The sequence below is a fragment of the Microbacterium sp. AC035 genome (assembly GCF_979258485.1).
In genome coordinates, this window is the sequence record NZ_OZ409858.1 from 2,191,641 (window position 1) to 2,212,832 (window position 21,192).

Here is a 21,192-nt window from a genome sequence, read left to right on the forward strand (position 1 = left end):
CACGGATGAGCCGCGGAGTCGAGGCACGGAGGGGACGCACATGGGCTTCATCACGTCGGAGGCGCTGGCAGAGACCGGCTATGTCGTGCTCGACGACCACGACCAGGCATCCGACCCCGCCGAGTGGCTCGACCTCGAGTACATCGGCTGGCGCTCGTCGGGCGTCACCCGCTTCGCCCCGCTCGCCAGCTACGCCGGCGAGATCGAGTGCAACGGCTTCTGGAACCAGACCCCGCCCCGCACCGACAAAGACGGAGTGTGGGTCGAGTCGCAGGTGGCGATCGCTCCGATCCTGCAGCGACGTGCGCTCGAGCCGGGCGCTGGAGTCGGCCGCTGCCGAGTCATCGAGCTGCAGCCCAACGACTACGCGGATGCCGTCTACAACCTGCACCAGGACGACAACAACCGCCTCAACGAAGACGGCACCGGCTGGGTCGTGCGCGGCTACTACAACCTCTCGGACGACACCGACTCGCTGCTGCTCCTGCGCTCCGACCGCTTCGATCCGGCGACCGAGATCCGCCTGCCGCTGCGTGAGGGGTCGCGCATCATCGTCGACACCCAGCGCTTCTGGCACGCGGTCTGGCACCGCGGCACCACCCCGCGATACGCGCTGATCACGTCCTGGACCTCTGGCCCCGAGCTCGACGCCTACATCGAGGCGAACCACGGCGACCCGCATCCCGCGACCGTCGACCTCGACCCCCAGCTCGTCGACGACGCACAGGTCGAACTGCACCGCCGCATCGAAGAGCGCCGCCGCGTCTTCGAAGCGCAGGGCATCGTGATGGAGCCTCGGGCCGACCTCAACGTCTGAATTCGGCCGCTCCGGCGTCTACCTGCAGGACGGGGGCACGTCTGCAGGACCGGAACCGGGTTCCGCCTCGACATCCGTGCTTCTGTCCTGCACACGGCCGTCGGCACCGCGACCGGCCCGTCGTCCCGGACGCCGGCACAGCTTCGGAGCCCAGACTCGACGCACCGGACGGAACGACGGATGCCACGGAGCGCCGGCACGGCATCTGAAACGGTGCCCGGCGAAGACACCCCGACCCCGTACAGTCGCCCGACTACGCCGAAACCGTGCGCCCGTCTTCCAACCGGACGACCCGGTCGACGGTTCCCGCGGGCGGGGCCACGTGCGAGATCAGCAGCACCGACTGATCCCCTGCCGCCTGCAGCAGGTCTCGCAGCAGCGCATCGGAGGCGTCGGGATCGACGCCGGCGGTGGGCTCGTCGAGCACCAGCACCGGGAATCCTCGCAGCAGCGCCCGCGCCAGGGCGATGCGCTGCGCCTGACCGCCCGAGACCAGTCCGCCACGGTCGCCGACCCGCGCGTCCAGTCCACCGCGCTCGCGCACCCAGGTTCCGAGCCCGACGCGGTGCAGCACCGCGAGCAGCTCGTCATCTGTCGCGTCGTCCTTCGCGAACAACAGGTTCTGCCGGATGTCCTCGTCGAACAGCTGCGGGCTCTGCTCGCACAGTCCGATCGTGCGGCGCAGCGCCGGGCCCGACAGTGCCGCAGCATCCATGCCGCCGACGGAATACTCACCCTCGACGCGCAGGAATCCGACGAGCGCCGCGGCCAGCGAGCTCTTGCCCGCACCGCTCGGACCCGATACCAGAACGCGCTCACCCGGATGCAGGTCGAGGTCGACCCCCCGCAGAGCGGGCGATCCGCCCGGCCACCATGCGCGCACACCCCTGAGCCGCAGAGTCGGAACGCCGACGATCTCCGCATCATCACCCTCGTCCGACCGCAGCTCGGTCGGCACCTGCGAGGGCAGCACCTCGACGATGCGCTCGGCGCTCGACCGCACGCTCCGCCAGGATGCCGCGGCGATCGGCACTGCGCCGAAGACCTCGAACACGACCATGGGCACCAGCACGGCGACCGCGAGCCAGGGTCCGTCGATCACGCCGGTGGTCAGCCCCGGGGCCGCGACAGCGAGCGCCCACACCGAAGCGACACCGGCCGCAGCCGACACGACTCCTGCCGCGATCGCCTGGGCGAGGGATGCTGTGCTCACGGCGCGGCGCAGTTCGGCATCCGCCTGCCGCACGCGCTCGCGCGCCTGTGGTTCCGCCCCGTAGGCGAGCAGCACGTCGAGCGTGCCGAAGTAGTCGGTCAGAGCGGCCGAGAGGTCTCCCCGGCGGCGTGACACGGCGGCCTCGGCACGCGAGCCGAACACCCACCCCAGGCCGACGGCCGCGGCCGCGGCGAGCACCAGGCACACCGCGAGGGTCAGTGCCGCAGGCACCGACACGAACAGCAGGAACCCGACCGCACCGAGCGCGACGAGCCCTGAGACTGCGAGCGGTTGCACGACGCGCAGCGGCAGGTTCTGCAGGTTCTCGACGTCGTCGACGAGTGCCGAGAGCACCCGGCCGTGGTCGGTGCGTCCGAGACCGGCGGGCGACAGCGGGGTCAGCCGCCGCACCATGTCGGCACGCGTCGAGGCCAACTGACGCAGCGCCGCGTCATGTCCGCTCAGCCGCTCGAGGTATCTCGTCACCGCGCGTGACACGGCGAAGAACCGCACACCCACCACAGCGATCGACAGCGGCACGAGCGAGTCGACGATCGACGCGCTGACGATCAGCCAGCCGCTCACGGCGAGCAGGCTCACCGCAGCCCCCGCCGAGAGGAAGCCCCAGATCAGCCCGGGGAGGAATCGCCGCACAGGCGGCTGCGCCAGACGGAGGATGCCGCGGATGCGCGCCGAGGTGCCCGCGGTGGAATTCGCGCTCATACCCTCACCCCCAGCTCGATCACCCTGTCGGCGATAGCCCTGGCCGAGCGGCGGTGCGAGACGAGGAGAACGGTGGCACCGGCATCCGCCCGGGCGCGCAGCGATGCCCAGAGCCGTTCTTCGGTGTCGGGGTCGAGCGCACTGGACGGCTCGTCGAGCGCCAGCACGGCGTCGCGGCGGCTGGAATGCCGATAAAGCGCTCGGGCGACCGCGACCCGTTGCGCCTGGCCACCAGAGAGCCCACTCCCCTGCACGCCCAGCTCGAGCTCCGGGTCGAGATCGTTCGCGCACGCGTCATCGAGCGCTCGGCGGATGCCGTCCACATCCGGGGCAGGATCGCTCAGCGCCACGTTCGCGGCGATCGTGCCGCGGCTGAGTTGGGGCCGCTGTCCGCTCCAGGCCAGCCACTCCGACGTCGCGAGCTCGCGCACATCGACGTCGCCGACAGTGGCGGCCCCCTCGAACTCGACCGCACCGCGCAGCGCCGCGAGCAGACTCGACTTGCCCGCGCCACTCGGTCCCTCGATCAGGGTGACGGTTCCGGGGGTCGCGGTGAACGAGACCGGGGGCAGATCGCGCACCCGCAGGTCGGAGACGACCAGGTCTCGCGGGTTCGTGCTCCACAACTCCGGAGATCCATCCGGAGAACCGGCCGGATCAGCAGGATCCAGCCCGACCGTCGCCGGATCTCCGGAGTTATGGAGCGAGACCGCTCGAGCCTCGGCCGAATCCAGCACCTCGAACACGTCTTCCGTCGCCGCGACGCCCTCTGACGCGGCGTGGAACTGCACGCCCACCTGGCGGATCGGCAGGAAGGCCTCGGGGGCGAGCAGCAGGACGAACAATCCGACCTCGAGCGACAGGTCGCCGGACAGCAGCCGGAATCCGACGGCCACCGCGATCAGCGCCACGGCGAGCGAGGCGAGCAGCTCCATCGCGAACCCGGAGAGGAAGGAGAACCGCAGCACCTTCATGGTCTCGCGGCGATACTCGTCTGCGGTGTGCTCGATCTGAGCGGCGGCACGACGCTCGCGACCGAACAGACGCAGCGTCGAGAGCCCCTGCACGGTGTCGGCGAACCGCGCCGCGAGGCGCTGCAGCGTCTGCCACTGCGAGCGCTGCACCGTGCGGGTGGCGATGCCGATCAGGATCAGGAAGAGCGGGATCAGCGGCAGGGTGATCAGCGCGGTGAGCCCGCTCGGCCAGTCCTGCCACCACATCACCGCGACCAGCACGGGCGTCGCGACGACTGTCAGCACGAGCTGCGGGATGTACCGCGCGAAGTACGCGTCGAGAGCTTCGAGCCCGTGGCCCGCAGTGACGGCGAGCTGGGCCTGGTTGCGCTGCGCGAGCCAGCCCGGTCCGCGGCGGCCGACCGCGGCGATCAGCGCGGCGCGCAGCTGCATCCCCGTCTTGGCTGCCGCACGGGTTCCGGCGGCATCCGAGGCGGCGATCAGCACCCCACGCAGCGCCGCGAGCCCGAGCAGCCACAGCAGGGATGCCGTGACGTCGCGCCCGGCGAGCACGCCGGTGACGGCATCCGTCAGCATCCAGGCGAAGGCGATGGTCACGGCCGTCTGCACGACGCCGATCGCGCCCGACAGCAGCAGGAATCCGCGGGCGGCGCTCGCATAGCGCAGCAGGCGGATGTCGACCGGCTTCATGCGTCGACTCCGCCCGAGTCAGGGCGCACACGATGCCCCGGTCTGCACACCGAATCGGTGAGAACGTGTGCGATCCGGGGCATGTTGTGCGATGTGGGCGAGCTCACGCGTGCGCCGGAGCCCCCTCGATCGAGCTGCGGGTGACCCGCTTGCGGAAGATCCAGTAGGTCCACGTCTGGTACGCCAGCACGAGCGGCAGGGCGATCAGGGCGGTCCAACTCATGATCGTCAGCGTATACGGCGTGCTCGATGCGTTCTCGATCGTGAGGCTGAACGCCGGGTCGATCGTCGACGGCATCACGTAGGGGAACAGCGCCGCGAACAGCATCACGACAGCGGATGCCACGGTCACAGCGCCCGCCGTGAAGGCCCGCCCGTCGCGGCCACGCATCGAGAAGACGACCGAGCCGATGAGGGCGAGCGCGGCGACGAGTCCGCATCCGACGACCATCAGCAGCAGAGGGGCCTCCCGATCCCAGGCGATGCCGATCGTCCAGATCACGGTGCCGGCAGCGGCGAGCACGGTGGGGCCCGCAGCGAGCTTGACCAGGCGACGGGCATCAGTGTGCACCTGTCCATCGGTCTTGAGCGAGACGAACAGCACGCCGTGCAGGAAGAACAGCAGCAGCGTGGTGACGCCGACGAGCAGCGCATACGGGTTCAGCAGCGCGAAGAAACCGCCCACGTAGATGTGGTTCTCGTTGATCGCCACCCCCTGCACGATGTTGCCGAAGGCGACGCCCCAGAGCAGCGCCGGCACGGCCGAGCCGATCACGATCATCCGGTCGAAGCCGCGCTTCCACTTCGCCGACTCGCGCTGATGCCGGTACTCGAACGACACCCCTCGCAGGATCAGCGCGAGCAGGATCAGCAGCAGCGGAAGGTAGAACCCGCTGAACAGCGTCGCGTACCACTCGGGGAACGACGCGAACAGGCAAGCGCCCGCGACGATGACCCAGGTCTCGTTGAGATCCCAGATCGGGCCGATCGTGTTGATCACCTGGCGACGCGAGACGTCGTTCTTACCGAGGAACGGCAGCGACATGCCCACGCCGAAGTCGAACCCGTCGAGCACGAAGTAGCCGACGAAGAGGAAGGCGACGATCCAGAACCACATGTATTCCATGACTGTTCCCTTTCTCAGTACACGACGGACGGCAGCTGGGCCGTCTCCTCGTGGGGCTGCTCTTCGGTGTCCGGACCCTTCTGAGCCGCGCGGATGATGAGGCGGATCTCGACCACGGCGAGCGCGGCATAGATCGCGGTGAAGGCGATCAGCGAGATGAGGACTTCGAGCCCGCTGACCCCCGGCGAGACGCCGTCCTGCGTGGTCATGAGTCCGAAGACGATCCAGGGCTGCCTGCCCATCTCGGTGAAGACCCAGCCCATGATGTTGGCGACGAGCGCGAGCGGGAACGACCAGATCGCGAGCTTCCACATCCACGGTGCGGGCGGGTTCTTGGCGCCCTTGCGGGTGACCCAGAGACCGACGACCGCGACGAGCGCTGCGGCCATGCCGAGGCCGATCATCCAGCGGAACGCCCAGTACGTGACCCAGAGGATCGGGGCGAACTCGGTGAGACCGGTGTCGGCGAAGGTCGTGGCGTACTCGGCGTTGAGGTCGTTGATGCCGTGCACGCACGCGTCGAACGTGTGGGTCGACAGCAGCGACAGCAGGTACGGCACGCGGATCGAGAACAGCTCGGAGCTGCCGTCGGGGGTGCCCAGCGTGAAGAGGCTGAAGGAGGCATCCGGCCCGCACACCGTATTGAACGTCGCCTCGGCGGCCGCCATCTTCATCGGCTGCGCGGCGTACATCGCGAGGCCCAGCTGGTCGCCGGTGAGCACGACGCCGGCGGTCGAGACGATCATCGCCCACAGCCCGAACTTCAGCGAGATGCGCATGGTGTCGAAGTGCTGGCCGCGTGCCAGGTGCCAGGCCGAGACCGAGATCACGACACCGGCGGCGAACATCAGCGCACCGAAGATCGTGTGCGGGAAGGCGGCGAGCGCGACCGGGTTGGTCAGCAGCGCCCAGAAGTCGGTGAGCTCGGCGCGGTTGGTCTCGGGGTTGAAGACGTAGCCGACCGGGTTCTGCATGAAGGCGTTCGCGGCGATGATGAAGTACGCCGACAGGATGCTGCCGATCGAGACGCACCAGATCGTGGCGAGGTGCAGCTTCTGCGGCAGCTTGTCCCAGCCGAAGATCCAGAGACCGATGAACGTCGCCTCGAAGAAGAACGCCAGCAGTCCCTCGAAGGCGAGCGGGGCGCCGAAGACGTCACCGACGAAGCGCGAGTAGTCCGACCAGTTCATGCCGAACTGGAACTCCTGCACGATCCCCGTGACGACGCCCATGGCGAAGTTGATCAGGAAGATCTTGCCGAAGAAGCGCGTGAGGTGCAGGTACTGCACCTTGCCGGTGCGCACCCACGCGGTCTGGAAGATCGCCGCGACGAGCGCCATGCCGATCGTCAGCGGCACGAACAGGTAGTGATAGACGGTCGTCAGACCGAACTGCCATCGAGACAGGACCAGCGGGTCTAGCCATTCCATGTGCCACTCCTTCTTCGATGCCCTTGTTCTTCTGTGCGCCGGTGCCACGCTAACGACGGCCCTGCCGCCCCCGATGGGCCGCAGACCGTGAATAAGACAGATGCTCGCCTAGGCGGCGGTCATCTCCGTCAGGCGCAGCTGCACGGTGCAGTCCGCCGGCATGGCGGAGGTGCGCACGGCCTCGGCGGCGAGCGGCCCACCGGCTTCGGTGAGCACCCCCTGCATGAGGCCGAGGTGCACGGAGCACAGCATCGGACGGTCTTCGGCGCGACCCGCGGCATGCGGGCACGGGCTGAGATCGACAGTGAGCTGCTCGTCATCGACGACGGGCTCGAAGCCGCTCTCCTCCAAGTGTTCGATCAGGGCATCCAGCTGGTAGACCGCGTCGCGACCCAGAGCGGAAGCGGATGCCGGGAGCACACGGCGCAGCAGATCGCCGCGGACGGCGGCCGCCTTCGCCTTGTTGCGCGCGATGGGGCTGGAGGCATCCGCCGCACCCGTCGCAGCGCTGTAGAGCGTGCGCGGACGGCCGCGGGTGGTGCGGTGCTCGCTGGCCTGGATGACGTAGCCGCCCTCGATCAGCCGCTGCAGGTGCTCACGCACCGTGTTGGGATGCAGACCCGTGGCCGTGCACAGCTCACCGATCGTCAGCTCCGCACGCGTCTGGGCGGTGTCGTTCTGTGCCGAGCCGCCCTCGAACAGCGCGTGCAGGATCCGCACTCGCGAGAAGGTCGAGATCGGCCCGCAGACGGGCCCGCCGTTGGCCATGACTCCAGTATTCCGTGGCCGCTGCGCGACATCGAGGGGTTGGGCCGTGAATAATGCCCGAACCGATAGGGATGTCTGATCCCGGCGATAGCCTGGCTGCATGGCCACCCGAAAACCCGCCCCTCCCGCGTACGTCTGCACCGAATGCGGATGGACGACGGCCAAGTGGGTGGGTCGGTGCGCCGAGTGCCAGCAGTGGGGCACCGTGCAGGAGCAGGGCGCGCAGACCGGCATCCTGAGCCGCATCACCCCGCTCGCACCGACCGCGGCGAAGGCCGCCCGCCCGATCACCAAGATCACCACCGAAGACGCTCCCCGTCGCACCAGCGGTGTCGGCGAGTTCGATCGGGTGCTCGGCGGGGGCATCGTGCCCGGTGCGGCGATCCTGCTCAGCGGCGAACCGGGCGTCGGCAAGTCGACGCTGCTGCTCGAGGTCGCAGCCCAGGCGGCTCGTTCGGGGCGTCGCGTGCTCTACGCGAGCGCCGAGGAGTCTCCCGCCCAGGTGCGCCTGCGTGCTGAGCGCACCGGAGCCCTGCACGACGAGCTCTACCTGGCGAGCGAGACCGATCTCGCGACGATCCTCGGGCACATCGACGAGGTGGCCCCGCAGCTCGTCATCGTCGACTCGGTGCAGACCGTGTCCTCGTCGCTCATCGACGGGGCGGCCGGTCAGCCGAGCCAGGTGCGCGAGGTGGCGGCGACGCTGATCCGCATCGCGAAAGACCGCGGACTGCCCATCATCCTCGTCGGCCACGTCACGAAAGACGGCACCGTCGCCGGCCCCCGTGTGCTGGAGCACCTGGTCGATGTCGTCTGCCACTTCGAGGGCGATCGACAGACCTCGCTGCGCTTCATCCGTGCGCTGAAGAACCGCTTCGGACCCACTGACGAGGTCGGATGCTTCGAGATGACGGGTGCGGGAATCTCCGAGGTTCCCGACCCCTCTGGCCTGTTCCTCTCGCAGGGAGCCACGGAGCCCGGCACCTGCGTGGCCATCTCACTCGAAGGCCGCCGCGCTCTCCCCGTCGAGGTGCAGGCGCTCACCATCAACACGACGGCGCCGAATCCCCGTCGTGTCGTGCACGGGCTCGACTCCTCGCGCGTGGCGATGGTGCTGGCGATCCTCGAGCGACGAGCCGGCATCAAGACGAGCACGCTCGACGTCTACGTGTCGACCGTCGGAGGGGTGCGCTTCACCGAACCGGCTGCGGATCTGGCGATCGCGATCGCCGTGGCAGGGTCCATCCAGCAGATCTCGGTGCCTCGCACGGTCGCCGCCGTCGGCGAGCTCAGCCTGGCGGGCGAGATCCGCCCCGTCACGCAGTCGGCGCAGCGCCGGTCAGAGGCCGCGCGGCTCGGCTATGACCAGGTGGTCGACGACCGCTCGAAGACCCTCCGCGCGGCGCTCAACGACGTGCGCGCGAGGAACACGACCCGGCGCAGCGAAGCCGACATCCCCCCGTTCTGAGCCCGCGGCGCTGAGCGCCTGTCCCGCGCTCAGCCGGTTCGGGGCCACTTCCGCACCCCACCGCACCGCAAGCGGGGCCACTTCCGCACCGCACCGCCAAGCGGGGCCACTTACGCACCGCACCGTCAAGCGGGGCCACTTCCGCACCCGAAACGGGCGATCCGGATGCGAAACTGACCCCGCATCGGCCACACAGCGATTCCGCATCGTCTCCGCAACCCGATCGGGGTCGAGAACGCGCCCGAACACTCGCATCCGGTGCACTTTCAACCCCGCACCGAGCGCGCACTCACCCCGCCCCGTCAAGCGGGGCCACTTCCGCACCCCACCGTCAAGCGGGGCCACTTCCGCACCCGAAACGGGCGATTGGGATGCGAAAGTGACCCCGTATCGGCCACACAGCGATTCCGCATCGTCTCCGCAACCCGATCGGGGTCGAGAACGCGCCCGAACACTCGCATCCGGTGCGCTTTCAACCCCGCACCGAGCGCGCACTCACCCCGCACCGTCAAGCGGGGCCACTTCCGCACCGCACCGCCAAGCGGGGCCACTTCCGCACCCGAAACGGGCGATCCGGATGCGAAAGTGACCCCGCGCAGAGCACCGGGTGCGAAAGTGACCCCGCACGGGCCGTGGGACCCGCACCGGTCGCGTGAGCAAGCGAGTTCGCGCCGCTACTCAGGCGTCGAGCGCTTTGAGCAGTTCCTCGGGCGAGGCCTGCATCGGATGCGGGCCCGCGATGTCGAGGAAGACGGTCGTGATCGGGTGCGCGGCGAGGAACTTGCGCAACCAGTCCGCGGTGTAGATCCCCACCCCCGGGGGCAGATTCGCCGGCTTGTTCTTGGCATCGCTGAAGAGCAGCAGCGCCAGATCGCCCGACTTCGGGTCGCGATAGGTCCAGACCTCGCCGCTGTCGAGAGGGTTGTCGCGGGCGCCGGGCTTCACGAGCGGCACGACCGTGGTGCCGTGGCGCAGTGCGAGAGCGACCGCGGCGATGTCCTGCTTCTCCAACGCCTGGGCGAGGGCATCCGACCGGAAATCCTCGGGTGCGGGCTTACTCTTCGCGGATTTCGACTTCTTCGCTGCCATGCATCCAGCATATTCAGCGGATGCCGCAGCGCGGTCCGAAACCGAGCCGGGAGAAGAAAGGGGCCCTCTCGAGTCATCCATTGGGGACTGGGGTACTCGAGAGGGCCCTCGGACCCTCGGGCGGCATGTCGAAGCGCTGGGGACGCTGTGTTCGACGCCACTGGGGATGGCATGCGCCGCAATTCTGCGAGGGTCAGTCCAATGGTATCCCAAAGAATGAGCAGTGTCACCCGAAACTGAGTGCAGGACTGTATTCAAGACCTTTGGCTAGTTTTTGCCTCAGTACAGGAGGATCTGCTTCGTCGTCGTACCTTTGAAGCCACCGATCTCGACGGCGACGTGGTACGAGGCTCCACCCCCGGGCGCGCGCGGACGATTCTCGTCTGCGCAGGTCTCGACGCTCGAGCGCGTGCGGTCCCAGGTGACCGGCACCTTGCTCGTCACGGTCGCGCCGGCGGTGAGCGTGGCGACCATGCTGCTCGGGTTCTCCTGGCAGTCGGTCGACGTCCACCAGACATCGGTGCCGCTCGACACCGTCATCCGCTGAGTCGTCGACCCCACGTCGATCGCGCAGTCGGCCGACCCGCGGTTCGTCAGCGAGATCGACAGCTGCGGCAGCACCCCGGGATCGTACGAATCGGCATCCGTCACGGCCGCCACCTCGACGTCCTTGGCCTCGCACGCGACGATCCCCGGACTCTCCTCCGCCGATGCCTCGGGCGAGGGCGACTCGGCGGCGGGCGACTCGGGCGCCGTGGGATCGGGCGACGATGATTCCGACGCCGATGCACTCGGTGTCGGCGCCGCCTCGGCAGCATTCGCCCACGGGCGCGCCACGAGCAGCCAGACCGCGACTCCGATGACCGCGGCGACCAGGATCCCCGCGACGAGGATCGCCAAGCGCCGGCGACGATACACGGCGGCGGAGTGACGGGGCATTAATTCAGGTTAGTTGAGGCGCTTCAGCATCCTGGTGTTGCCGAGCGTGTTCGGCTTGACGTGAGCGAGATCGAGGAACTCCTCGACACCTGCGTCACCACTGCGCAGCAGCTGCGAATACACATCGGGGTCGACGACCTGTTCGCCGATGATCGAATACCCGCGCCGGCCGAAGAACTCGACCTCGAAGGTCAGGCAGAACAGTCGACTGAGGCCGAGCTCGCGCGCGTGCTCCTCGAGCGCCCCCACGATCGCGCCACCCACTCCATGGTGCAGCCAGTCCGCACGGACCATGAGGGTGCGCACCTCGCCGAGGTCCTCCCAGAACACGTGCAGAGCACCGCATCCGATCAGCTCGCCGTCTGCTTCGGCGACGACGAACTCCTGCACCGCGCCGTAGAGCACCGCGAGATCCTTGCCGAGCAGGATGCGCTGCTCGACCATCGGCTGCAGAAGATTCCGGATGCCGATGATGTCGGCGCTGCGCGCCGGCCGGACGATGTACTCGCTCACACATCAAGCCTAGAACCCGTCACCTCCTGAGACCCTGAGCGGGCCCGGAATGCCGGAGTGCTGGAGTCCCCCGATCACGCAGAAGGGGCGGATGCCGCAGCATCCGCCCCTTCTGTGATCAGGTCACTCCCCGCTGGCGACCGCCAGGTCGGGGGTGCCGGAGATCGCTCCGCCGGTGTTGACGCCGATCGCGACCTTCTCGCCGCGGGGACCGTGCTCGAAGAGGAACTCGCCGTCCTTCGAGTCGACCTTCACGTGGTCGCCCGGGTTGAGCTCGCCGTGCAGGATCTTCTCGGACAGACGGTCCTCGACCTCGTGCTGCATCGCGCGACGCAGCGGACGGGCACCGAGTGCCGGGTCGAACCCGATCTCGATGAGGCGCTCCTTGGCGGCCTGCGAGAGCTCGATCGTCATGTCGCGGTCGAGCAGACGCTCGCCCAGACGCTTCGTGAACAGATCGACGATCTGCACGAGCTCGTCCTTCGACAGCTGCGGGAACACGATGATGTCGTCGACACGGTTGAGGAACTCGGGCTTGAAGTTGCGCTTCAGCTCCTCGTTGACCTTGCCCTTCATCCGGTCGTAGTTCGTCGAGTTGACGCCCTCGATCTGGAATCCGACAGGACCACCGGCGATGTCACGAGCACCGAGGTTGGTGGTCATGATGATGACGGTGTTCTTGAAGTCGATCACGCGGCCCTGACCATCGGTCAGTCGACCCTCTTCGAGGATCTGCAGCAGCGAGTTGAAGATGTCCGGGTGCGCCTTCTCGATCTCGTCGAACAGCACGACGCTGAACGGCTTGCGGCGCACCTTCTCGGTGAGCTGGCCGCCCTCTTCGAATCCGACGAATCCGGGAGGGGCGCCGAACAGACGCGAGACGGTGTGCTTCTCACCGAACTCGCTCATGTCGAGCGAGATGAGCGCAGCTTCGTCGTCGAACAGGAACTCCGCGAGCGCCTTGGCGAGCTCGGTCTTTCCGACGCCGGTGGGGCCGGCGAAGATGAACGAGCCCGAGGGACGCTTCGGGTCCTTGAGACCGGCACGCTGACGACGGATCGTCTTGGAGAGCGCCGCGATGGCCTCTTCCTGACCGATGACGCGCTGGTGCAGCGCCTTCTCCATGAAGACGAGTCGCGAGGACTCCTCTTCCGTCAGCTTGAAGACCGGGATGCCGGTGGCCTGTGCGAGCACCTCGGCGATCAGGCCCTCGTCGACGACCGCAGCGGTCGCGACGTCACCCGAACGCCACTGCTTCTCGAGGCGAAGGCGCTCGGCGAGGAGGCTCTTCTCCTCGTCGCGCAGCGATGCGGCCTTCTCGAAGTCCTGGTCCTCGGACGCCACTTCCTTCTGCTCGCGGACCTTGGCGATCTTCTCGTCGAATTCGCGCAGCTCGGGCGGGCTCGACAGGATGCTGAGGCGCAGGCGTGCGCCGGCCTCGTCGATCAGGTCGATGGCCTTGTCGGGCAGGAACCGGTCGGACACGTAGCGGTCGGCGAGGTTCGATGCCGCGACGATCGCGCCGTCGGTGATCTGCACCTTGTGGTGCGCCTCGTACCGGTCGCGGAGCCCCTTGAGGATGTTGATCGTGTGAGGGAGGCTCGGCTCGTTCACCTGGATCGACTGGAAGCGGCGCTCGAGAGCGGCATCCTTCTCGAAGTGCTTGCGGTACTCGTCGAGCGTGGTGGCGCCGATGGTCTGGAGCTCGCCACGAGCGAGGAGCGGCTTGAGGATGCTGGCCGCGTCGATCGCGCCCTCGGCTGCTCCCGCACCCACGAGGGTGTGGATCTCGTCGATGAAGACGATGATGTCGCCGCGCGTGCGGATCTCCTTGGTGACCTTCTTCAGGCGCTCTTCGAAGTCACCGCGGTAGCGGGAACCGGCGATGAGCGAGCCGAGGTCGAGCGAGTAGAGCTGCTTGTCCTTGAGCGTCTCGGGCACATCGCCCTTGACGATCGCCTGCGCGAGGCCCTCGACGACGGCGGTCTTGCCGACGCCGGGCTCACCGATCAGAACGGGGTTGTTCTTGGAGCGGCGAGACAGGATCTGCATGACCCGCTCGATCTCCTTCTCGCGCCCGATGACCGGGTCGAGCTTGTTGTCGCGTGCGGCCTGCGTCAGGTTGCGGCCGAACTGGTCGAGCACCTGCGAGCCGCCCTGGGCGCTCGGGGTGTCGTTCGACTGCGCGCCGACGGCTGCCGGCTCGCGTCCGGGTGCACCGGACAGGAGCTGGATGACCTGCTGGCGGACCTTGTTCAGGTCGGCGCCGAGCTTCACGAGGACCTGGGCTGCGACACCCTCGCCCTCGCGGATGAGACCGAGCAGGATGTGCTCGGTGCCGATGTAGTTGTGGCCGAGCTGCAGAGCCTCGCGGAGGCTGAGCTCGAGCACCTTCTTGGCGCGCGGCGTGAACGGGATGTGACCGGTGGGCTGCTGCTGGCCCTGACCGATGATGTCCTGCACCTGCTCGCGGACGGCGTCAAGGGAGATACCGAGGCTTTCGAGCGCCTTGGCTGCGACACCCTCACCCTCGTGGATGAGGCCGAGCAGGATGTGCTCAGTGCCGATGTAGTTGTGGTTGAGCATCTTCGCCTCTTCTTGGGCGAGGACGACCACTCGACGGGCTCGGTCCGTGAATCTCTCGAACATGCTGTGACTCCTTATTCGCACGGGGCGAAGCGCTGAGTCCTCGACGGGTCTCCGCGCCTGTACATCGAGAGTAACCACCGTGCGGATGCTGTATGCCCGTGTTCGCCGTCGGCATAGCGCCGTGACCGCCGGTGACGGCGCTCTCGCGCCGTGAGGGTTGACCAACTTATCGACAGTCGTTATGTTAACGATTATCGGTAATAACGACTCTCGATAAGGAGTGGATGATGACCTCGACGAAGAACCGCACGATCTCCCGCGGCGACCGCGGAGCTCTGGTCGGCTTCTGCATCTCGGGCGCTCTGATCGCCGCCTACATCACCGTGTTCTCGGTCATGCGGATCATCGAGCTCGCCCGGGGCGTCGATGTGCCGGTGCTGGTCGAGTTCATCAGCTCGAAGACGCCTGTCGACCTGCCGCTGAGCACTGGCACCAGCATCCCCGTCGGCGTCGACAGTGCCGTGATCACCGCGCCTCAGCTGCCGGCGATCGCCGCGGTGCCGGGCATCATCGGCCAAGTGGCGCAGATCCTCACGATCGTCATCGTGATCGGATGCCTGATCCTGCTGGCGCGGAGCGTGCTGACCGACCGGGTGTTCAGCCGACGCAACACCGCGCTCGTCGCGACAGCCGGTATCGCAGGGCTCGTCGGCTTCGCCGCTGTGCGCTTCTTCGACAACATGCTCGCGAACGCCACGGTGGCACGGATCGCCGACAACGGCGTCGACAACGCGGTGATGAGCGTCGAGCCGTTCACCTTCATCCTCGGAGCATTCGTCATCGCGCTCATCGGCACGGTCTTCTCCATCGGCGATCGCCTGCAGCGCGAAACGGAAGGACTCGTCTGATGAGCACCCCCACCGCGACCCGTTCGCAGACCGCCGATGCGATCACCGTGATCCTGTTCGGCGCCGCCGCTCTGGTGGTGACCGCGATCAGCACTCTCCTTCGCGTGCTCGGAACGTTCCGAGACCAGGGCATCGCGTGGTCCATCCCCATCGACGAGCAGCCGATCGACGCGACTGTCGGCTCAGGAGCCGCGTCGGTCGAAGGGATCGCTCAACAGGCGATGGTGTTCGCCACCGGAGTCGACGCCGCCTCGACCGCAGCGATCATCGGCTCTCTCGTCCTCTGGGCGCTCGCCCCGCTGATCGTCATCGTCGCCGTGATGCTCGTCGCCTGGAACTTCCTCCGCGGACGCTTCTTCGTGAAGGGCAACGCGCGGGCCTTCGACGCGATCGGCTGGACCCTCGTGCTCGCTCCGATGTTCATCGTGCTGCTCGAGAAACTCGGACTCAACGGGGTGTCCGCTGCGGTGGGCCTCGGCTCCGGCGAGCCCGTGCACCCGATCGAGTTCTGGTCGATCGTCCCGATCTTCGCGACCGGCGTCGCGGTGGGACTCATCGCGGCAGCGTTCCGGCAGGGCATCCGCCTGCAGCGCACGAACGCGGCCCTCGAGAATGAGACACGGGGTCTCGTATGAGCCCGGCCGAGAACGACGACGAGCTCACCGGCATCCACTGCCGTCTCGACGAGCTGCTCGCGGAGCGCGGGATGACGCTGACCGAGCTTAGCGCACGCGTCGGCGTCAGCATCGTGAACCTGTCGGTGCTGAAGAACGACCGCGCGCGGGCGATCAGGTACTCGACGCTGCGCGCGATCTGCGACGCCCTCGGATGCGAGGTCGGCGACCTGCTGGTGCTGGCGTAGCGTCAGGCCTGCGGCGAGTGCGGAGGCTGCGGCGGCTGGGCCACGGGTGCGAGGGGCTCGACGACCACGGCGGTGCCGTAGGCGCAGATCTCGGTGAAGTTCTGGATCGACCCTGCGTCGAAGCGCATCGCGACGATCGCATTGCCGCCGCGCTGCTGCGCCTCGGCCCACATGCGGCCCATCACGACCTGCCGCGCTTCGTACATGACTTGCGTGTACTCCGGGATCTCTCCACCGCCGAGCGAGCGGAACCCGGCCGCGAAGCCCTGCCCGAAGTCGGTCGACCGCACCGTCAGGCCCATGACCTCGCCCAGCACCTGCGTGATGCGGTAGCCGGGGATGTCGTTCGTCGTCACCATGAACATGAGGCCATCGTGGCAGAACGTCGTGATCGCGGCCAGGATGCATCACGAACACCATGCCCAGCGCAACCCCTTCTATGGATTCGCTGTGGGTCGATAGCGTCGACGGCATGACGCTCAACGACCGGAACCTGCGCACACCCTCTCGCATTCTCATGGCTCTTCCCATCGCCGCACTGGCCTTCTCACTCGCCGCCTGCGGTGGCACGTCCCGTCCGGCGGTCGACGATGTCGCAGACGGCATTCAGAAGGTCTACGAGGACCAGGGCCTCGGCGATGCCGTGACGGACGATGTCGCGACCTGCTTCGCCGAGGCTCTCGTCGACTCCGACCTGAGCAACGAGACCCTCACCTACATCGCCAACGGCGAGGACAAGCAGTCCAGTGAGGAGGACAAGGCTCTGACCACTCAGATCCTGACGGACAACCTCGAGAAGTGCGCGGCCTGACCTGCGCCACTCCGACGATCGAAGGATGACGGATGCTGCGGCATCCGTCATCCTTCGTCATCTCGGCCTCGGGCTTCGCGCGTGACTCGTAGCGTGGACGGATAGCGCGCACACGGCGCGCACCGATTCTGGAGTCCCCGATCCAATGAGCACCACCGCCCGCCCCACGAAGGCGCCAGACACCCGCGGTCCCGTCCGGAAGCTGCTGACCTCGTTCGGCTTCCAGATCCTCGCGGCCCTCGTCCTCGGCATCGCCGCGGGCCTGATCGCACGCCAGCTGGGCGCCACCGCCGACAGCCCCAACGGCCTCTCCGCCACGCTCGACACGATCGGCAGCTCGTACGTCACGCTGCTGCGCGCCGCCGTCGTGCCGCTGATCTTCACCGCGATCGTCGCCAGCATCTCGAACCTGCGCCGCGTGCAGAATGCCGCGCGTCTCGCCGGTCAGACCCTGCTGTGGTTCGCGATCACGGCATTCATCGCCGTGATCATCGGCATCACGCTCGGCCTGGTCATCCAGCCGGGCAACCGGGCCGGCGAGGGCCTCGAGCCCAGCGACCCGTACACGGTCGGCACGTGGTGGAACTTCCTCCTGGGTCTGATCCCGCAGAACTTCCTGGGCCTGAGCGTCAGCACCAACCCGGGTGCCACCGACGGCACGTTCACCTCGAGCGTCAACTTCAACATCCTGCAGGTCATCGTGATCGCGGTCGCCGTCGGCATCGCGGCGCTCAAGGCCGGCAAGAAGGCCGAGCCCTTCCTCGCCTTCACCGAGTCGCTGCTCAAGGTCATCCAGCGCGTGCTGTGGTGGATCATCCGCATCGCGCCGCTCGGCACCTTCGGCCTGATCGGTGCCGCAGTCGTCGAGTACGGCTGGGAGAAGCTCGCCTCGCTCGGCTGGTTCGCGATCGCCGTCTACGTCGGCCTCGCCCTGGTGCTGTTCGTCGTCTACCCGGTGCTGGTGAAGACGCACGGTCTCTCGATCAAGCAGTACTTCTCCGGCGTGTGGCCGGCCGTGCAGCTGGCCTTCGTCAGCCGCTCGTCGATCGGCACGCTGCCCCTCACCGAGCGCGTCACCGAGCGCAACCTCGGTGTGCCCCGCTCGTACGCCTCGTTCGCCGTGCCGTTCGGTGCGACCACGAAGATGGACGGCTGCGCCGCGATCTACCCGGCCATCGCCGCGATCTTCGTCGCGCAGTTCTTCGGCATCGAACTCAACCTCGTGCAGTACCTGCTGATCGTCGTCGTCTCGGTCGTCGGCTCGGCGGCCACGGCCGGCACCACCGGGGCGACCGTCATGCTCACGCTGACGCTGTCGACCCTGGGCCTGCCGCTCGAAGGCGTCGGACTGCTGCTCGCGATCGACCCGATCCTCGACATGGGCCGCACGGCGGTGAACGTCGCGGGCCAGGCGCTCGTGCCCACCATCGTCGCCAAGCGCGAGGGCATCCTCGACGAGGAGCTCTACAACGCGCCGCGTGAGGGTCTGCCGTTCGCCGACGACTCCGGTGACGACGACGCCCCCGAGACGGATGCCGCAGCATCCGAGAAGGAGCCGGTCGGCACCCGCTGACTTTTCGTCACGCAGATCGAGCGCCTCGCCCCGTCCGGGGGCGGGGCGCTCGTCTGTCTCCCGTTACGCGCGGCCCTGCAGACGGGTGGCGGCGCGGGTGTCGAGGGCGAGCTCCTCGGCATCCATCGCGGCCATCAGCTCGCGCATGACCTCCTCGTCGAGGTTGCCGGCGTCCCGTTCTGCGAGCAGGATGTCGCGACGCACCTGCAACCATCCGCGGGTGAGCGCTGCGAGGTCCTCGTATGACGGTCGCGTCACCGCCTCCTCGACCTCCTGCGCCTCGTCTGCGGCCTTCTCGACCCGTGTCATGCGCTTCGTGAACGCGTCGAAGACGCCGATGTCGACGCTTCCGTACTTGTCGACCCACTCCACGCGCTTCTCGGCGAGGAACGCCTTGCCCGCCTCTCGGCTCTTGGCTTTGACATCAGCGATCGCGCGCTCGTCCTCGTCGTCGTCGACATCGCTGGCGATGCCGAGACCGCGGATCAGCAACGGCAGAGTCAGGCCCTGCAGCAGCAGTGTGCCGAGGGTGACGACGTAGGCGACGACCACGATCGCGTGCGACGGCTCAGTGTCGAGGGCCGCGAGGTCGGCCGCGGCGAGCGCGGTCGCCAGCGTCACCACGCCGCGCATGCCCGCCCACGAGATGACGGCGTTGTCCTTCCAGGTCAGCTGCAGGCCCGCCATGCGATCGCGCACGATCTTTGACCGCAGCTCCTCGGTGCTGTACTGCTTCCAGCGTTTCGAGTCGCGGCGGCGTTCGTCGAAGGCTCCGGATTCGACCGTGCGATCCCAGCGTTCCAACCGCTTGCGGTCTTGGAAGTTCGCCCACCCGTTCGCCGGGTACACGTAGAGCGGACGCACGATCAGCACGACGAGAAGCACGACCCCCGACAGCATCAGGATGCGACCGACCTCTTCGCCGCCGAGGTCACTGAGCACACGCGGGAACTGCAGACCGATGTACGCGAACACGAAGCTCTCGAGCAGCAGGTCCGCCGACAGCCACAGCGGTGTCTCCTGCTGACGCGTCGTGTAGTCGGTGCGAGGCGAGTTGTATCCGACATACAGGCCCATCGCGACGACCGCGAGCACGCCGGAGCCGAGCAGGTGCTCGGCGATCGCGTACGCGCCGAACGGGGCGAGCAGGCCGAAGGTGCCGATCACGACCGCGTCGCTGATGCGCATGCGCAGCTGGTGCAGCACGATGCCGAAGACGAGACCGACAGCCACGCCGATGCCGACCGCGAGCAGGAACTGCCAGATGCCGTCCCAGACGGTGAGCGTGGCCCCGGCGATGATCGCCGCGAACACCCGATAGAGGGTCAGCGAGGTCGCGTCGTTGATCAGGCTCTCACCCGAGAGCACCGTCATGATGCGGCGTGGAAGCCCGAGCTTGCGGCCGATCGCCGCGGCCGAGACGGCGTCGGGCGGTGCGACGATGGCGCCGAGCAGCAGGGCGCCCGGCAGGGTCAGCGAGGGCAGGATCCACCACGCCACGAGTCCGACCGCCACCGCGGTGAGCAGCACGAGGGTGACGCCGAGCCGGCGGATCTGCGGCAGGCTGCGCTTGAAGCCCACGAACGACACGTCGAGCGCCGCCGAATACAGCAGCGGCGGCAGCACGAGATTCAGCAGCAGGTGCCCGTCGATCTCGACCTCGGGCACGAAGGGCAGGAAGGATGCCGCGAGCGCGACGACCGTCACGAGAAGCGGCGCCGGCCATCCGCGCCATCGGGCGATCGCCGCCACGACCACAGCACCGACGAGCACGTAGAAGATCTCGGCATCCATGCCTTTAAAGTACTGCCCTCCCGCGTCGCCGCCGGGCGAGTCCGGCGGAGTCAGTCCCGGCCGTCGGCCAGTTCGTCGCGGAGACCGGCGTTCTCGTCTTCCAGGTCGAGAACGCGACGGATGCCGACGATGTTGATCCCCTCGACACGCAGCCCCGTCACACGACGGATGCGTGCGAGATCGTCGTCGCTGTATCGGCGCGTGCCGCCGTCGCTGCGCGCAGGGCGGACCAGGCCCTTCGCCTCGAAGAGCCGCAGACTCGCTTCGGGGACGCCACTGAGCTGAGCGGCGACGGCGATGCCGTAGACCGGCAGGCTCGGGTCGCGATCGCTCATCGAGAATCCCCTTTCGTGACACTTGCATTGAATCTGATTCTGTTCTATAAAAAATCTACAGCAACAGATGCAGATAATCTGCATCACAGAAAGCCCATCAGGGCCACACGAAAGGAGACACTCATGGCCATGTCCTTCGATCCGTTCAGTCAGCTCGACCGCTTCGCTGCGAGCGTGCTGGACTCCGTCCGCGCACCGCGTCTCATGCCGGTGGACCTCTTCCGCGACGGCGACCGGTACGTTCTGCACGCCGACCTCCCCGGCATCGATCCGGGCTCCATCGACGTCGATCTCGACGGCGGCCAACTCACCATCCGCGCGCAGCGCACCGCTGACAGCCGCGAAGGCGTCCGCTGGCTGGCGCGCGAGCGCGGGGCAGGCTCGTTCCTCCGTCAGTTCTCCCTCGGCGACGGAGTCGACCTCGACGCGATCAGCGCCTCGTACGAGAGCGGCGTGCTGTCGGTGATCATCCCGGTCAGCGAGCGCGCGAAGCCCCGCAAGATCGAGGTCGAGTCGAGCGACAACCGACAGTCGATCGCCGCCTGACGACCGACGCACGACCGCTCTGGG

Annotated in this window: 20 protein-coding genes; 8 read left to right on the forward strand and 12 right to left on the reverse strand. The window is 67.8% G+C overall.

Annotation, left to right across the window (positions count from 1 at the left end; translation table 11 throughout):
• Positions 1 to 40: 40 nt before the first annotated feature.
• Positions 41 to 817 carry a hypothetical protein gene (locus ACZ0AA_RS10680; protein ID WP_400866695.1) on the forward strand — a complete coding sequence of 259 codons (777 nt, stop codon included), beginning with the start codon at positions 41 to 43 and terminating at the stop codon, positions 815 to 817.
• Between the two features lie 253 nt (positions 818 to 1,070).
• Here ACZ0AA_RS10680 and cydC read toward each other — a convergent pair whose 3' ends face one another.
• The 5 genes from cydC to ACZ0AA_RS10705 form a co-directional block, all read right to left on the reverse strand.
• A complete protein-coding gene (gene cydC / locus ACZ0AA_RS10685; RefSeq protein WP_400866698.1) occupies positions 1,071 to 2,753 on the reverse strand; it encodes a thiol reductant ABC exporter subunit CydC in 1,683 nt (560 codons plus the stop codon).
• Entirely contained in the window at positions 2,750 to 4,417 is a 1,668-nt protein-coding gene (gene cydD / locus ACZ0AA_RS10690) for a thiol reductant ABC exporter subunit CydD (protein ID WP_463512871.1), read from the reverse strand. Before cydD ends, cydC begins: the two co-directional genes overlap by 4 nt.
• A 103-nt stretch (positions 4,418 to 4,520) precedes the next feature.
• Positions 4,521 to 5,543 carry a cytochrome d ubiquinol oxidase subunit II gene (gene cydB, locus ACZ0AA_RS10695; protein ID WP_400866704.1) on the reverse strand — a complete coding sequence of 341 codons (1,023 nt, stop codon included), beginning with the start codon at positions 5,541 to 5,543 and terminating at the stop codon, positions 4,521 to 4,523.
• Positions 5,544 to 5,557: 14 nt separating this feature from the next.
• Positions 5,558 to 6,973 (reverse strand): cytochrome ubiquinol oxidase subunit I, encoded by a 1,416-nt coding sequence (locus ACZ0AA_RS10700; RefSeq protein WP_400866707.1) that lies wholly within the window; start codon positions 6,971 to 6,973, stop codon positions 5,558 to 5,560.
• A 108-nt stretch (positions 6,974 to 7,081) separates the two neighbouring features.
• On the reverse strand, positions 7,082 to 7,741 hold the full coding sequence (locus ACZ0AA_RS10705) for a helix-turn-helix transcriptional regulator (protein WP_463512872.1): 660 nt from the start codon (positions 7,739 to 7,741) through the stop codon (positions 7,082 to 7,084).
• Positions 7,742 to 7,841: 100 nt separating this feature from the next.
• On the opposite strand from ACZ0AA_RS10705, the gene radA reads away from it, so the two are divergent.
• Entirely contained in the window at positions 7,842 to 9,209 is a 1,368-nt protein-coding gene (gene radA, locus ACZ0AA_RS10710) for a DNA repair protein RadA (protein WP_463512873.1), read from the forward strand.
• A gap of 678 nt (positions 9,210 to 9,887) precedes the next feature.
• Here radA and ACZ0AA_RS10715 read toward each other — a convergent pair.
• The 4 genes from ACZ0AA_RS10715 to ACZ0AA_RS10730 form a co-directional block, all read right to left on the reverse strand.
• Positions 9,888 to 10,298 carry a dehydrogenase gene (locus ACZ0AA_RS10715; protein WP_463512874.1) on the reverse strand — a complete coding sequence of 137 codons (411 nt, stop codon included), beginning with the start codon at positions 10,296 to 10,298 and terminating at the stop codon, positions 9,888 to 9,890.
• A gap of 279 nt (positions 10,299 to 10,577) precedes the next feature.
• Positions 10,578 to 11,237: a hypothetical protein gene (locus ACZ0AA_RS10720; RefSeq protein WP_463512875.1), complete on the reverse strand. Its 660-nt coding sequence runs from the start codon at positions 11,235 to 11,237 to the stop codon at positions 10,578 to 10,580.
• A gap of 9 nt (positions 11,238 to 11,246) precedes the next feature.
• Entirely contained in the window at positions 11,247 to 11,750 is a 504-nt protein-coding gene (locus ACZ0AA_RS10725) for an amino-acid N-acetyltransferase (RefSeq protein WP_400866722.1), read from the reverse strand.
• A 123-nt stretch (positions 11,751 to 11,873) separates the two neighbouring features.
• On the reverse strand, positions 11,874 to 14,399 hold the full coding sequence (locus ACZ0AA_RS10730) for an ATP-dependent Clp protease ATP-binding subunit (protein WP_400866725.1): 2,526 nt from the start codon (positions 14,397 to 14,399) through the stop codon (positions 11,874 to 11,876).
• A gap of 227 nt (positions 14,400 to 14,626) precedes the next feature.
• On the opposite strand from ACZ0AA_RS10730, the gene ACZ0AA_RS10735 reads away from it, so the two are divergent.
• From ACZ0AA_RS10735 to ACZ0AA_RS10745, 3 genes are read left to right on the forward strand one after another with little or no spacing between them, the layout of a single operon-like run.
• The gene (locus ACZ0AA_RS10735) at positions 14,627 to 15,247 is read left to right on the forward strand and encodes a DUF2975 domain-containing protein (protein ID WP_400866728.1); all 621 of its coding nucleotides are present in this window, start codon (positions 14,627 to 14,629) and stop codon (positions 15,245 to 15,247) included.
• Complete coding sequence (locus tag ACZ0AA_RS10740) at positions 15,247 to 15,882, forward strand: hypothetical protein (RefSeq protein WP_463512876.1); 636 nt, start codon at positions 15,247 to 15,249, stop codon at positions 15,880 to 15,882. The genes ACZ0AA_RS10735 and ACZ0AA_RS10740 overlap by 1 nt, the downstream gene beginning before the upstream one ends.
• Positions 15,879 to 16,109, forward strand: coding sequence for a helix-turn-helix domain-containing protein (locus tag ACZ0AA_RS10745; RefSeq protein WP_140038115.1), 231 nt, complete (start codon positions 15,879 to 15,881; stop codon positions 16,107 to 16,109). Before ACZ0AA_RS10740 ends, ACZ0AA_RS10745 begins: the two co-directional genes overlap by 4 nt.
• Before the next feature lie 2 nt (positions 16,110 to 16,111).
• Here the strand turns inward: ACZ0AA_RS10745 and ACZ0AA_RS10750 are convergent, their stop codons facing one another.
• On the reverse strand, positions 16,112 to 16,474 hold the full coding sequence (locus ACZ0AA_RS10750; protein WP_463512877.1) for a YbjQ family protein: 363 nt from the start codon (positions 16,472 to 16,474) through the stop codon (positions 16,112 to 16,114).
• 107 nt (positions 16,475 to 16,581) lie between these two features.
• Here ACZ0AA_RS10750 and ACZ0AA_RS10755 point away from each other — a divergent pair, with 107 nt between their 5' ends.
• Both ACZ0AA_RS10755 and ACZ0AA_RS10760 read left to right on the forward strand, forming a co-directional pair.
• Positions 16,582 to 16,920, forward strand: a complete 339-nt coding sequence (locus tag ACZ0AA_RS10755) for a hypothetical protein (RefSeq protein WP_400866737.1) — start codon at positions 16,582 to 16,584, stop codon at positions 16,918 to 16,920.
• 145 nt (positions 16,921 to 17,065) lie between these two features.
• On the forward strand, positions 17,066 to 18,493 hold the full coding sequence (locus ACZ0AA_RS10760) for a dicarboxylate/amino acid:cation symporter (RefSeq protein ID WP_400866740.1): 1,428 nt from the start codon (positions 17,066 to 17,068) through the stop codon (positions 18,491 to 18,493).
• Positions 18,494 to 18,556: 63 nt separating this feature from the next.
• Here ACZ0AA_RS10760 and ACZ0AA_RS10765 read toward each other — a convergent pair whose 3' ends face one another.
• Entirely contained in the window at positions 18,557 to 20,287 is a 1,731-nt protein-coding gene (locus ACZ0AA_RS10765; RefSeq protein WP_463512878.1) for a cation:proton antiporter, read from the reverse strand.
• A gap of 50 nt (positions 20,288 to 20,337) precedes the next feature.
• Complete coding sequence (locus ACZ0AA_RS10770) at positions 20,338 to 20,622, reverse strand: MerR family transcriptional regulator (protein ID WP_400866743.1); 285 nt, start codon at positions 20,620 to 20,622, stop codon at positions 20,338 to 20,340.
• Positions 20,623 to 20,745: 123 nt separating this feature from the next.
• Between ACZ0AA_RS10770 and ACZ0AA_RS10775 the strand changes: the two genes are divergently transcribed.
• Positions 20,746 to 21,168 (forward strand): Hsp20/alpha crystallin family protein, encoded by a 423-nt coding sequence (locus ACZ0AA_RS10775; protein WP_463512879.1) that lies wholly within the window; start codon positions 20,746 to 20,748, stop codon positions 21,166 to 21,168.
• Positions 21,169 to 21,192 lie beyond the last annotated feature (24 nt).

What these genes read in the sequence shown, in the direction of transcription:
- cydB (WP_400866704.1), bottom strand. Translation starts at nt 5,543, where the DNA reads ATGGAATACATGTGGTTCTGGATCGTCGCCTTCCTCTTCGTCGGCTAC.
- cydD (WP_463512871.1), bottom strand. Translation starts at nt 4,417, where the DNA reads ATGAAGCCGGTCGACATCCGCCTGCTGCGCTATGCGAGCGCCGCCCGC.
- ACZ0AA_RS10775 (WP_463512879.1), top strand. Translation starts at nt 20,746, where the DNA reads ATGGCCATGTCCTTCGATCCGTTCAGTCAGCTCGACCGCTTCGCTGCG.
- ACZ0AA_RS10755 (WP_400866737.1), top strand. Translation starts at nt 16,582, where the DNA reads ATGACGCTCAACGACCGGAACCTGCGCACACCCTCTCGCATTCTCATG.
- ACZ0AA_RS10705 (WP_463512872.1), bottom strand. Translation starts at nt 7,741, where the DNA reads ATGGCCAACGGCGGGCCCGTCTGCGGGCCGATCTCGACCTTCTCGCGA.
- ACZ0AA_RS10745 (WP_140038115.1), top strand. Translation starts at nt 15,879, where the DNA reads ATGAGCCCGGCCGAGAACGACGACGAGCTCACCGGCATCCACTGCCGT.
- ACZ0AA_RS10715 (WP_463512874.1), bottom strand. Translation starts at nt 10,298, where the DNA reads ATGGCAGCGAAGAAGTCGAAATCCGCGAAGAGTAAGCCCGCACCCGAG.
- ACZ0AA_RS10765 (WP_463512878.1), bottom strand. Translation starts at nt 20,287, where the DNA reads ATGGATGCCGAGATCTTCTACGTGCTCGTCGGTGCTGTGGTCGTGGCG.
- ACZ0AA_RS10750 (WP_463512877.1), bottom strand. Translation starts at nt 16,474, where the DNA reads ATGTTCATGGTGACGACGAACGACATCCCCGGCTACCGCATCACGCAG.
- cydC (WP_400866698.1), bottom strand. Translation starts at nt 2,753, where the DNA reads ATGAGCGCGAATTCCACCGCGGGCACCTCGGCGCGCATCCGCGGCATC.
- radA (WP_463512873.1), top strand. Translation starts at nt 7,842, where the DNA reads ATGGCCACCCGAAAACCCGCCCCTCCCGCGTACGTCTGCACCGAATGC.
- ACZ0AA_RS10730 (WP_400866725.1), bottom strand. Translation starts at nt 14,399, where the DNA reads ATGTTCGAGAGATTCACGGACCGAGCCCGTCGAGTGGTCGTCCTCGCC.
- ACZ0AA_RS10700 (WP_400866707.1), bottom strand. Translation starts at nt 6,973, where the DNA reads ATGGAATGGCTAGACCCGCTGGTCCTGTCTCGATGGCAGTTCGGTCTG.
- ACZ0AA_RS10720 (WP_463512875.1), bottom strand. Translation starts at nt 11,237, where the DNA reads ATGCCCCGTCACTCCGCCGCCGTGTATCGTCGCCGGCGCTTGGCGATC.
- ACZ0AA_RS10760 (WP_400866740.1), top strand. Translation starts at nt 17,066, where the DNA reads ATGAGCACCACCGCCCGCCCCACGAAGGCGCCAGACACCCGCGGTCCC.
- ACZ0AA_RS10770 (WP_400866743.1), bottom strand. Translation starts at nt 20,622, where the DNA reads ATGAGCGATCGCGACCCGAGCCTGCCGGTCTACGGCATCGCCGTCGCC.
- ACZ0AA_RS10680 (WP_400866695.1), top strand. Translation starts at nt 41, where the DNA reads ATGGGCTTCATCACGTCGGAGGCGCTGGCAGAGACCGGCTATGTCGTG.
- ACZ0AA_RS10735 (WP_400866728.1), top strand. Translation starts at nt 14,627, where the DNA reads ATGACCTCGACGAAGAACCGCACGATCTCCCGCGGCGACCGCGGAGCT.
- ACZ0AA_RS10740 (WP_463512876.1), top strand. Translation starts at nt 15,247, where the DNA reads ATGAGCACCCCCACCGCGACCCGTTCGCAGACCGCCGATGCGATCACC.